The organism is Chroococcidiopsis sp. [FACHB-1243] (genome assembly GCF_014696895.1).
Classification (GTDB): Bacteria; Cyanobacteriota; Cyanobacteriia; order Cyanobacteriales; family Chroococcidiopsidaceae; genus Chroococcidiopsis.
In genome coordinates this window covers 1-12605 of the sequence record NZ_JACJQX010000033.1, presented here as the reverse complement: position 1 = coordinate 12605, position 12605 = coordinate 1, and the positions used below count along the sequence as shown (strand labels likewise).

The window sequence follows — 12605 nt, the reverse complement described above, 5'->3', positions numbered from 1 at the left end:
TCATCAACCGTCTCCTCAATTTTGACTTTTCCCCTACCCCTTCCAAGTTTGATACGCCTTTTCATATGCGCTCGTCATCGCTTGGACGCTAAAGCGATCGATCGCATAGTCGCGACATGTTTGGCGATCTATTTTCATCGCATCGGGAATCACATCCACCATTTGTTCTAGAGAATGACAAACAAAGCCTGTTTTACCATGAGCAATCACTTCTGGTACGGAACCCAAACCCATGCCAACTACAGGCGTGCCTGTTGCCATTGACTCAATCATGACTAGACCAAACGGTTCTCGCCAGGTAATCGGAAACAAAGTTACTGTAGCTCCACCCAAAAGCTGAGCCTTCTCTTCATGAGATACTTCCCCAAGGTATTGGATTTGCTCACCGTCAATTAATGGCTCGACGCGATCGCGAAAATATTCTCGATCCACCGGATCGACTTTGCCAGCCATTTTTAATGGTAAACCAGCAGCGCGGGCTATTTTCATTGCTTCAATCGGACCTTTTTCAGGAGATATGCGACCGACGAAAGCCAGATAAGCTGGTTGACTAGGTTGAGCCTGAAACGGATAGATCGAGGTATCAATACCGTTATAGATAGTTTGAATGTAATTTAACCCTAGACGAGGTTCTCGTTGCGCTTCGCTAATACTGATGTATGGTTGCCAAGCAAAACGCCGAAACATCTTTTCATTATCAGGAGTAAAAATCCCGTGAGTTGTATGTACCGTAGGCGTTTTAGCAAAACCAGTGTAAGGCAAGGCAGCGCAGCCAACATGAGAATGAATAATGTCAAAACGATCGGCGTTGCTAAAAACCTCAAATAGCATCATTTGCTCATAAAGCCCTGGTTCCTTGACACTGGGATCGAGACGTAATGCTTTATTGTGGACTGACTTGAGCTGAGCTGTAGTAATCGAGTCACCAGAGGCAAACAGCGTGACTTCATGACCGCGCCGGACTAATTCGTCAGTTAGTAAACTAACGATTAATTCAATACCACCGTAGCGAAAGGGTGGGACTCGTTCCCACAGAGGAGCAATCTGAGCGATTTTCATTATTTTTTGGTAATTTAGCAGTAACTACAAATCGATCCGAAGAATGCTGCCAATTTCCTTTGGCAGCCTTCTTACTCGCAAACGACAGAAGATTTCTCTCATCGCTTAATAAGTTTTAATAAAAGGCACAAACTCGCCTAGATGTAACCCTCTATAGGTTTATATACTTAGAATTTTTAGTTCTAAAGATTAACTTATACTATTTTTACTTGACTTTTACAACATCTATCTATCTAAGGATATTGTTGGTATTTGGTATTTGGTATTTTCTCCCCCATGCTCCTCAGGTCCCTGTGCTCCCTCAGCTCTTTTCCCCTGCTCCCTACTCCCTACTCCCTGCTCCCTAATAACTGACTACTAGCTCCTAGTCCCCAGTATCGGTAGGATGGTTGATAGAGAACCCTCGATGCAAGCAAGCAGCGATCGCGCTTCCTAGTTCTCCTGGCAGGGTGGTACGCAGGTAACGCGATCGACAAACACAGTCATGAGCAATTTGACTTCTGTGCTAAGCGATCTGCTAGTAGCAGTACCCCAACTGCGACCCCAAGTTTATTTCAAAGCTTCTTTAACGGCTTTGTCCCATGCGATGGAAGACCAAGTGCTTGCTTCGACTTCAGACCAACCGTTGCTGATTGCTAGCTTTCAGCGAGAACGCTTCTATCGTCAAGAAGCCCACCGCTACAAGCGTATCGCTCGGCAAACGAATCAAGTCTACGTACTAGCAGCACCGGAAACGGATTTTACCAATGCCTCCGAATATTACGAGACGATCGCCTTCGATCCAACAGAATCATTAAGTCAAGAATGGCATCTTGTCGTCATTGGGCAGAACTATAGTACTTGCCTGATTTGCCGCGAACGCCCAAGCATAGTCCAGATTAAACCCTCACCTCATTTGCCAGCGGTGGATATGGACCCCACCCGCCAGTTTGAAGGCATCTGGACTTCCGAGCGACAAATTAGCTGTATCGCAGCCGAGCTGTTACTTCAACGCATTTTACATTACAGACCAGAATTAGCCGCTAAAATCGAACTCGCACGCGATCGCTTCGGTATATTTCCACAAAGGCGATCGTCAGCGAAAAAGTCTAAAACTGCTGCCCCGATTACTTTACCCTCACTAGATCCTGCGGCGATCGATACCAATCCTTTCGTCCAGAGATTAGTAACGTACCTGCAAGCCGGACAGTACAAATTACTCAAAGCCTACCGCTCGATTGCTGCCCAAGAACGGAAAGAACGCCTCATCAACTCAATTACCGCTGCGATTCGCAAAGGTAGCGCCACCGGACTACCGTTACATCCCCAAGAAATTTTGAAAGTCGCAGTTCGCGAATTGGGAATTGCCCTGGCTGCCTGCCGTTGCTTGATTTATCGCGCCCAAGCTAACGATGATAGGGTGGCGATCGCCCACGAATATTTACAACCTGGCGTTTCCTCAGTAGTAGGAAAAGTCATGCCTTTACAAAAAAATCCCTTATTTCAAGAAATGACCGCTCAGCAAGGATCGATCTGTATTGTCGATACTCAAACTGACTCCCGCGTGACTGATTCACCCCTGCTACAACAGCTCGTAAAACAGATGGATATTCGTTCTTGGTTGTTAATGCCAGTGTTGTACCAAGGTAAGTTATTGGGAATAGTCGAATCTCATTATTGTGGTTCCCAACCACACCAGTGGACGGCAGATGAAACTTCTTTAGTCGAAGCGATCGCCACTCAGGTAGGCGCAGCATTGATTCAAGCCGAAGCTTACGCAAATCTAGAAGACCTCAACCAGCAATTAGAGGCGCTCGATCGCACCCGCAGCAACCTCATTGCGATTACTGGACACGAACTGCGTACCCCCCTCTCGACGATCCAAGTTTGTTTGGAAAGCCTTGCTACCGAGCCAGATATGCCCTTGGAATTGCGGCAAGTCATGCTCAGCACTGCTCTTACCGACTCCGAGCGGATGCGCAAATTAGTCCAAGATTTTCTCACCCTCTCCAACTTAGAAAGCGGACGGGTAGAATGGCATCCTGAAACTTTACCCTTAGATGAGTGCGTCGAGCTTGCCCTCAGCCGCGTCCGCACCCGTTCTAACCCAGAAGATTTACCGCAGATCGTCAGCACAATTCCAGTCCAACTTCCTCTGATTAGGGTTGATGGAGACTGGTTGGTAGAGTTAATCGCTAAACTGTTGGATAACGCCTGCAAGTTTACGCCTCCCACAGGACAGATCGCGATCGCAGCGCGTACCAATGGTGGCACAACGCTAGAGGTCACCGTTTCCGATACCGGACGCGGTATTGAACCCAATCGGCTCGAAATTGTTTTCGATCGCTTCTACCAAGAAGAAGGCGCGCTCCGTCGCACCGCAGGAGGTACGGGTTTAGGCTTAGCAATTTGTCGTCAAATTGTCAATAGCTGGAACGGGAAAATCTGGGCAGAATCAGCAGGAAAAGACAAAGGGAGTACGTTTCACTTCACAGTTCCGACTGTGGAATAGTCATTGGTCATTGGTCTCTCCCTTGTCCCCCTTGTCCCCCTGCTCCCTGACAAACTGTTACAGTTCCTTACATACTGGCTAAATAGACGCTATCTCAGTGATAGGATGCCCTAAAAACCTTGAGAGAGAAATCTATGGCAGAAACACTTGAGGGACAAACACCTATATTTGGTGGCGGCACTGGTGGCTTGCTGACCAAAGCAGAAAGAGAAGAAAAATACGTTATCACTTGGACTAGCCCCAAAGAGCAAGTTTTTGAAATGCCTACAGGTGGTTCAGCCATCATGCGGCAGGGTAAAAACAAGCTAGAAATTGCTCGCAAAGAGTATGGTATCGCTTTGGGCGGGCAACAACTGCGGGCAAAATTCAAAATTAACGACTACAAAATCTATCGAGTTTATCCTAATGGGGAAACTCAGATGATTCATCCGGCTGATGGTGTCTTCCCAGAAAAAGTCAACCAAGGTCGTCCAAAAGTACGTTACGTCGATCGCAACATTGGCAGCAACCCCAGCCCAGCCAAGTTGAAGTTCAGCGGCGTACAGCCATACGACGCACCCTAATCGGGGCTAGGGACTGGAGACTAGGGGCTAGGGATATTACGATTTCTAGTTTTTAGTTTCTAGTCTCTGTTTTTTGTTGATAAAAAAGGCAATAATATAAAACTTTCTGAGTGGGGTGGGCAATGCCCACCCTACATTTACTTTTTTCAGTTTTCCGTGCAGAAGGTAGGCGATATTCGCCATACATTCTGGTTATCTAGTGTTTTGACTTCTAACTTTTGACTTTTGACTTGTTCATCATGATTTTTCCCGATTTTGCTCAATTTCAGCAGTTAGCGACGCAAGGTAATTTCATTCCGGTTTACCAAGAATGGGTAGCGGATTTGGATACGCCTGTATCTGCTTGGTATAAGGTGTGTGCGGGACAGCCTTATAGCTTTTTGTTGGAATCGGTCGAAGGAGGCGAAAATATCGGGCGCTATAGCTTCTTGGGGTGCGATCCGCTATGGACTTTAGCGGCAAAAGGCAATCGCACGATTCAAACTTATCGCGATGGTACGCAAGTCACGATTGAGGGCGATCCGTTTGCTGCCCTAGCATCGTGTTTAGAACCTTATCATCCGGTGAAGTTACCTCAACTTCCCCCAGGTATTGGTGGTTTGTTTGGGTTCTGGGGATACGAATTGATCCGTTGGATCGAACCCAGGGTTCCAGTTTATCCAGCAACAGAAAGCGACCAGCCGGATGGCTTGTGGATGCAGATAGACCAATTACTCATTTTCGATCAAGTCAAGCGCAAAATCTGGGCGATCGCCTATGCCGACGTGCGCGACAATGCCAATCCCCAGCAAGCATATCAACAGGCGGGCGATCGCGTGCGTCAAATGGTTGAGAAACTCCAACTCCCTCTGTCGCATCGGGATACGGTTTTAGAATGGCAATCGCCAGAAGAAGTGAGAGAAAAAGACAATCGTTCCCGACTCTCTAGTACGGGCGCACAGCAGTGCGCCCCTACCGACTCCCGACTCCCCTTAAATTACACGAGTAACATTACCAAGGAACAATTCTGTGCCAATGTCGATAAGGCAAAGGCATACATTAAAGCTGGCGATATTTTTCAAGTCGTCCTCTCCCAACGCCTCACGACAACCTATGAGGGAGATCCATTTGCTTTATATCGTTCTCTGCGACTGATTAACCCCTCTCCCTATATGGCTTATTTCCACTTTCAAGACTGGCAAATTATCGGTTCTAGTCCTGAAGTGATGGTGAAAGCAGAACGAGATTCAAATGGGACGATGGTGGCGACTTTGCGCCCGATTGCGGGGACTCGTCCGAGGGGAAAAACACCCCAGGAAGATGCAGCCTTTGCCACAGATTTATTGCAAGACCCGAAAGAAATTGCCGAACACGTCATGTTAGTTGATTTGGGACGTAACGATTTGGGGCGGGCGTGTAAAAGCGGTACGGTGAACGTTGATGAATTAATGGCGATCGAGCGCTATTCTCATGTCATGCACATTGTTAGCAATGTCGTGGGAGAACTCGCACCAGATAAGATAGCATGGGATTTGCTTAAAGCTTGTTTTCCGGCTGGTACGGTCAGTGGTGCGCCAAAAATTCGGGCAATGGAAATTATTCACGAATTAGAAACGTGCCGTCGTGGGGTTTATTCTGGAGTTTACGGTTATTATGACTTTGAAGGGCAGTTGAATAGCGCGATCGCCATCCGTACTATGGTTGTGCGTGATGGTGCTGCTAGCGTCCAAGCTGGTGCTGGGATAGTAGCTGACTCTGACCCAGACAAAGAATATGAAGAAACTCTCAATAAAGCTAGGGGTCTTTTAGTCGCGATTCGTTGTTTGGAAAAAAATTAAGCGCTGATGCCACGATCCCCCAACCCCCTTAACAAGGGGGCAACAAATCCCCACCTTTTTAAGGGGGGAACCAGGGGGGATCGAATTTCTCACCTCAAGTGGGTAAATCCTAAGTCGTCTGAATTTGTGTTCTAGAGACGCTGCCAAGAGTTTGAGGTTTTGCTAATATTGCTCAGTCCTCTAGCAGTTGAATTTCATGTCAGAGACACCGAGTCCACGCGCGATCGTCGCAAGTTTATTTCCCCATCTTCAAGTAGCAGCAGCCTACGCGGATCGGATTCAATCTAAAATTACCGCACTCCCTGCAAAAGGAGAAGGAGATAATTTCTTTGCTGCGGCTTTGACCGATGCAGATCTGGCGATTCAGAATTTAGTGGAAGTGGCACTTTTGGCAAACTTTCCCCACATCCGATTTTACGGAGAAGAATACGAACAATCGCGCAATACCAAATATTTCCGCGCGATCGATTTGGGTGGTGAAGGCGATTATCTCGTGACGCTAGACCCCATAGACGGGACTCAGTTCTACCTCGACGGACATGCAAATTATCAAATCATTCTCAGCATTCTCAATTGGGACGACTTTGAAGCGGTCATTGCCATCTCTCCCGCCCAAAATACCTACTACTACGCGCTACGTGGCGAAGGCGCTTTCCAAGGGGCGTTAAACCAGAGTTTAGCAGCCTGTAAGCCATTACGAGTCGAACAGCCAAAGCCGACTATTTTATTAGGATGGGGGATGAGTGCGATTCAATCGAGATTGAAACAACAAAATTACGAAATTATAGATATAGCTAATGCCTACTCGCGGGAAATTCAAGTTCCTAACCTCAACGGTATTTTAACTGGTGAAATAGCTGGGGCAGCGATCGCCTCTGGTAAATTTATCGATGGTGCTGCACTCGCTTTTCTCGCTAGAGAAGCTGGCTGCATTGTCACCACTCATCATGATTCCGTTCCTCCTCCCTTGCACACCTGTAAGGACTACAGCCTACCTGGACTCATAGTCGCTACATCAGAGTTGGTACACCAGCACTTATTAGCAGCAGTGCAAAGTTTGGCAGAGTAAGCATTCGATCGCATTTTCCTATCGCGCTTGAAAATATTTTTTGCTCAACTTACTCATGAATCTTTTTAAGTTTAACTGGGCGATCCGTATCGATGTCAAATCTCGAATTGGATGAACGTAAGACGATCGCTTGTCGAAAAAGATATTAATATCTTGCAAAATTACTTGTAACCGTTTCAAAATATTCTCAGTCCGGTACTCAGCCAAAACAGACTCAGAGAGAAAAGGTAATTGAGGACGTTCTATGACTTGGAGAATCCGCTGCACGTCAAATTCCCGCGTATATCCAGCAATTTTATAACAGTTAAAACCAGGATCTAAGTAATCGGATAACCCACCATTTACACTGGAAAAAACTTGACAACCACATGCCATCGCTTCTAGAGGTTGTAGTCCAAATCCTTCAGTTACTCCCTGTTGCGCCCAATATTCTGCTGAATCATATAGGTAAACTTTAGCCCGATTAAATAGTTCTGCTATATCTTCAACATAAGAATTCACGACGACTACGCGATAGCTTTGTTCTAAAGCAGGAATTAATTCTTGGATGAGATATTGAGAAGATTTTCGTGCTTGAACTAAAACGTCTATATCGCGTTGGCGATTAAAATTGTGAAACTCATCGCTAATTTGGTTGGGCAAATAATAAATTAGAGAATGTGGCGATCGCTGTCCCCAATACCCCATAGTATGACGACTGACAGTAATAATTGGAATATTGGCTGAAAGTCTAAATCCATAATTCGTACTGTGGGCATGATAGATCGCATGATATTGTTTGAGCTGATTAGCGAGTTTGGCGACATCAAATCCCCAACTCAGTACAAATATGACATCATCTGCATTCAAATTACTCTGCAATAGATCTTGTAAGAACGGCGTATCCTTTTCTCGCTGACGATATGTTACCGCTTCTGCATCACAAATCTGTTTTGCCAGATTTAGAGTTTTTAACTCCGCCCACAGCCCACCACAGGCAAACTTCCCACCCGTTCCCGGTACTAAGAAATACAATTTTCTCATGCGATCGCCTCGTATTCTGCCTGTAAGTTAGCTCATCCAAACCAAATTCAACCTTATTCATCCTCATCTGAGGCAAGCTATGTTTACATTTCTCAACTTAAAAGGGCTTTAACTGGTAGACAACAATCTTTTATCCTGAAAGTATGAGTGTTTGCTTGTAGGTGCAAAATGCCCGAACCCGATAAAAACGAAATCAAAATTGAACCAGGTACTTTGCTTTTGATTATCACTGCCTTGCTGCTTGTACCTTTACTTTTAGCTGGATTTTTCTTTCAATAGTACGCGCGATCTCGTACTATGCAACGATAAATCAAGACTTTACTAACAAAGACTAAGTTGCGGCTTACTTCCCGCCCCGAGGTAGAGAAATTCCTTTGATCTTTTTATAAACTGATACGGCATAAGAATCAGTCATGCCAGAAATATAATCCGTGACTTTCAAAATTTTCTTGTATATATCTAAGTTTTCATCATCTGCTTTAAAATTAGGCAGTAATTTTTTAATTAAATAGCTTTTAGAAAATTGCTCTTGACTAATAGCAGTAATAAATTCTTCTAACAATCCTCCTAAAACTTCATAGCCTGCTACTTTAACTTCAATTACTTCGCAAGATTCGTAGACTTTTCTACGTGTAATATCTACAATTTCTTTCAGACTATTTGCTGAAGGAATAACCGATGTTAAAGGCGCATCGAATTCTCCAGATAATATTTCAGACTCAAAATCTAGAAAAACGTGCTTAGCTTCAAGAATTAATTGGTGGATTGTTTTAGAGCGTAAATATTTAATGTTATCTAATAAATCGCTACCCAAATATTCTAAATTGTCTTTTTTAAGTAGAGTCTTTAATAAGTTTTCCGCTTCTTCATAAGTAATATAACCCATGCGAAAGCCATCTTCTAGATCGACAATATGATAACAAATATCGTCAGCTGCTTCTATCAAAAATACAAGTGGGTGTCTGCACCACCAAGCAGACTTTGCATCGCGACGAATCAAGCCAACTTCAGTGGCAATTTGTTCGACTAAATTTTTTTCTGCCTGAAAAAAACCATGCTTAGCGATACTTTTGCCTTGATATTGTTGAAAAATCTCACCAGAGATCGAAGATTCTCTAGGATATTTCATGAAAGTACCTAACGTTGCATAGGTAAGTTGCAAACCAATGCGATCGGCTTGTTTCTCTTTTTGAGTTATAATTCTGAATCCTTGAGCATTACCTTCAAAGCAGGTGAGATCGGCTTGTTGTTGTAGATTTAACTGTTGTAATACTGGCTGAGCGCGAGCCGATTTAAACCACTCTTGAATCGCCTCTTCACCAGTATGACCAAATGGCGGATTGCCGATATCGTGTGATAGACAAGCAGCAGCAACAATATCACCAAAATCAGAGGCAATATAGTCATGCAAACTTTTACTATGTCTTTGAATAATTTCTTCCCCGACAATTGTGCCGAGGGAACGTCCCACACAAGATGCTTCTAAACTATGAATGAGACGGTTGCGAACGTAATCGTTATTAAATAGGGGAAAGACTTGTGTTTTATCTTTTAATCTTCTAAAAGAAGAAGAGAAGACAATGCGATCGAAGTCTCTTTGAAATGATGTCCGATTTTGTACCGGAATTTCTGCTTCGCAAGTTTCTAGAAAAGTTTCTCCTAGCCGTTTACGAGATAGTAATTTAGACCATGCCATTAAGGTAGCCATTCTATACCCCTTATCAGTGGATAAATCTACAATAAGTCTTATTCTTCACTTATTGCTTGTACTAAATCAAATAAGGAGCGATCGCGCTAAATTCACCTAACAGAACGTGACAGTCGTAAGAGTGGCGATCGCACTAGACTAAAGATCCTGCTCGAAATTCTCAACCTTCCACAATGCAGAGATTCAAACTGTCTCAGTCAAATCGTTGGGCGATCGCCTGTTTAATTAGTATTTCTACTCTGTTTCTAGTCTGGTTTGTCTCACCAATACCATCACTGCTAGCAAAACCGCAAGTACAGGTATTCGATCGCGTTTGGCAAACGGTAAAGGAAAACTTTTTTGACCCTAAATTCAACGGCGTAGACTGGAAAGCAATGCGAGAGCAATATAAGCCTCAAGCAGTTCGAGCGAAATCGACACCAGAATTTGCTACCGTTGTCAATCAAATGCTATCCCAGTTGCGGATATCTCACACGCGCTATTACACCGCAGATGAGCCTGCATATTATCAACTTTTGGGTATTTTTGCCAAACGCAATCCTGACTTGCAGAAACAATTAAAAAAATTCTTGCCCCAAGGTAAGATTGCATATCCTGGAATTGGTATTTTTACCAAAGAGATTCAAGGCAAAACTTTTATTAGTGGCATTTTAGAAGGAAGTCCGGCGGCGAAAGCCAAATTAAAAGTCGGCGATCGCATTGTTAGCGTTAATGGTAAGCCTTTCCAACCAATCCAATCTTTTACAAATGCTGGTAAGCCAGTTGCGATCGCAATTCAGCGAAATGCTAATACTCAAACTCAGCAAGAAATTGAGGTTACGCCGCAGATATATGATGCAAAGACGATGTTTCTCAAGGCACAGCAAGCCAGTACCCAAATTATTCAAAAAGAAGGTAAAAAAATCGGGTACGTACATATTTGGTCGTATGCAGGTGACGAATACCAGCAGCAACTTGAAGAAGATTTAATGTACGGTCGCCTTAAAGATGCAGATGGGTTAGTTTTAGACTTGCGGGATGGATGGGGTGGCGCATCGCCCAATTATCTTAATATATACACTGCCGATGGTCCCAGCGTTACCATGACAGGACGCGATCGCCGTCCGTTGACAGCAAACTATCAATGGAAAAAACCAGTCGTGATGGTTGTCAATGAAGGTAGTAGAAGCGGTAAAGAAATTTTGGCGTTTGGCTTCCAGCGTTATAAAATTGGTTCTGTAGTCGGTTCCCCTACAGCAGGTGCAGTAGTCGGTGGTCGTCCTTTTATCATGCCAGATGGCAGCATTCTTTATTTAGCCGTTGCTGACGTGATAATTGACGGTAAATATAGACTAGAAGGCAAGCCCATTACTCCAGATATTACCGTTCCCTTTACTTTAGAATACGCCCAAGGCGCAGACCCGCAAAAAGAACGGGCGATCGAAACAGTGACCAGTTATCAGTTATCGTAGGGGCGGGTTTAGCCAGAAAATAACAATCAAAACAGTAGATCGGGAGTCAAAACCCGCCCGTACAGCAGTCAGTTATCAATTACCAACCACCAATGACCAATGACCAATTAGAAAGATTAGAATCCCTCAAGGCTGGAACCATAGCATCTGTAACTTTAGCTTTGGCGTTCGTCGTTACTACCTTTGTAAATAACTTCTTGCTTACCCCCAGCGTTTTCAGTTTCTCCAGCCTTTTTGCAGGAGCGATCGCAGTCGTTTGTGGCTTTCTATTTGGCGTGACATATCGCTATATCATTCGAGAGGATAGCAATATTCAGTTAAAAACTGGAGCTGTTATGGCTTTTGGTTGCGTGCGCGGCTTAACTCAAATCGAAATGGCGCTGCAATCCTCCCGGACCATCTTACCCGCGATCGCGACTGCTGGAGAAAGTATAGTCTGGTTTGCCCTTGCCGCGATCGCCCTGTCGCTATCTATTCGCCTTGGCTGGGTGAAAGCTTTTAGTTCAAACTAAACTCCTCAAATTGAGTTGGAGTATAAAGCATTTCCCGATCTACGGCGGAAAGAATTTGATTATTCGCTTTTTCCGAATTCAAACAACGACAAATCAGTTGAGCTACATCAGCGCGATGAATCGTTCCCGCAATACGCGGATCTGCCGTGAGCAAACCATTACCCGTCGCTGGTTCCGATTTCAACCCCCCAGGACGAATGACTGTATAAGTCAAACCACTTGCTGCAAGATAGTTTTCTGCTTGTTCCTTCTCGACTAAAACATCTTTTAAAGTCGCTAAAGCCTGCGGAGGTATGGCTGATACACTATTGCCGCTACCAATGGAAGATACCAAAATAAACTTTTGTACGCCTGCTTTCACTGCTGCATCAATTAAATTTTTATTGCCTAAATAGTCGGCTCTGACTCCATCTTTTGGTAAACCGCCAATCGTGCTAATAACTGTAGAGATAGAATCTCCCAGCATTGCCCGTTCTACGTCTTCAACATTCAACGCATCGCCAAAAACTACCGAAATTCCCATTGCTTCTAATTCCGCTTGCGCCGCCGCTGTCCGCAACAATGCTTTTACCTGCAAACCTTGTTGTACCAAGCATTGAGCAATTTCCCGCCCCACACCGCGACTCGCACCAGCCAGAAAAATGTAAGAACTATCCGTCATGTTTCTAATTCTCAATCCAGTATGCAAGCTACACAATTCATTGTGGACGATGAGTTACACATTTTGGAGATATTGTACAATTGTTGATGCGCTAACTTGCACTTGAAAAAATAGTAGCATCAACCGAATTAAAAATAACCATGATTACATAAGTACTACATTGTCCTTACTGCTAGGGAATAGATCTAGTTAAGAATGGGAAAACTCCGCAAGGAAAGCAACGCTATCAATGTCGAGAAAAACCTTGTGAT

10 protein-coding genes are annotated in these 12605 nt (G+C 44.3%); 6 read left to right on the top strand and 4 right to left on the bottom strand.

The window, feature by feature from the left end; genetic code table 11:
* Positions 1-33: 33 nt before the first annotated feature.
* Positions 34-1059 carry a glycosyltransferase family 4 protein gene (locus H6G17_RS22585; protein WP_192160864.1) on the bottom strand — a complete coding sequence of 342 codons (1026 nt, stop codon included), beginning with the start codon at positions 1057-1059 and terminating at the stop codon, positions 34-36.
* Between the two features lie 484 nt (positions 1060-1543).
* Between H6G17_RS22585 and H6G17_RS22580 the strand changes: the two genes are divergently transcribed.
* From H6G17_RS22580 to H6G17_RS22565, 4 genes are all read left to right on the top strand, one after another.
* The gene (locus tag H6G17_RS22580; protein WP_192160863.1) at positions 1544-3550 is read left to right on the top strand and encodes a DICT sensory domain-containing protein; all 2007 of its coding nucleotides are present in this window, start codon (positions 1544-1546) and stop codon (positions 3548-3550) included.
* Between the two features lie 134 nt (positions 3551-3684).
* Positions 3685-4113 carry a photosystem I reaction center subunit II PsaD gene (locus H6G17_RS22575; protein ID WP_015156676.1) on the top strand — a complete coding sequence of 143 codons (429 nt, stop codon included), beginning with the start codon at positions 3685-3687 and terminating at the stop codon, positions 4111-4113.
* 239 nt (positions 4114-4352) lie between these two features.
* Positions 4353-5930 (top strand): anthranilate synthase component I, encoded by a 1578-nt coding sequence (gene trpE, locus H6G17_RS22570; protein ID WP_192160862.1) that lies wholly within the window; start codon positions 4353-4355, stop codon positions 5928-5930.
* Positions 5931-6126: 196 nt separating this feature from the next.
* Positions 6127-6999, top strand: a complete 873-nt coding sequence (locus tag H6G17_RS22565; RefSeq protein WP_192160861.1) for an inositol monophosphatase family protein — start codon at positions 6127-6129, stop codon at positions 6997-6999.
* A gap of 18 nt (positions 7000-7017) precedes the next feature.
* Here H6G17_RS22565 and H6G17_RS22560 read toward each other — a convergent pair whose 3' ends face one another.
* The gene (locus H6G17_RS22560) at positions 7018-8022 is read right to left on the bottom strand and encodes a glycosyltransferase (protein WP_192160860.1); all 1005 of its coding nucleotides are present in this window, start codon (positions 8020-8022) and stop codon (positions 7018-7020) included.
* Positions 8023-8365: 343 nt separating this feature from the next.
* A complete protein-coding gene (locus H6G17_RS22555; RefSeq protein WP_192160909.1) occupies positions 8366-9718 on the bottom strand; it encodes a deoxyguanosinetriphosphate triphosphohydrolase in 1353 nt (450 codons plus the stop codon).
* A gap of 185 nt (positions 9719-9903) precedes the next feature.
* On the opposite strand from H6G17_RS22555, the gene H6G17_RS22550 reads away from it, so the two are divergent.
* Positions 9904-11181, top strand: a complete 1278-nt coding sequence (locus H6G17_RS22550; RefSeq protein WP_192160859.1) for a S41 family peptidase — start codon at positions 9904-9906, stop codon at positions 11179-11181.
* A 92-nt stretch (positions 11182-11273) separates the two neighbouring features.
* Positions 11274-11693, top strand: coding sequence for a hypothetical protein (locus tag H6G17_RS22545; RefSeq protein WP_192160858.1), 420 nt, complete (start codon positions 11274-11276; stop codon positions 11691-11693).
* Here H6G17_RS22545 and H6G17_RS22540 read toward each other — a convergent pair.
* Entirely contained in the window at positions 11680-12354 is a 675-nt protein-coding gene (locus tag H6G17_RS22540; RefSeq protein WP_192160857.1) for an SDR family oxidoreductase, read from the bottom strand. The two genes, H6G17_RS22545 and H6G17_RS22540, sit on opposite strands and share 14 nt — an antisense overlap.
* Between the last annotated feature and the right edge of the window lie 251 nt (positions 12355-12605).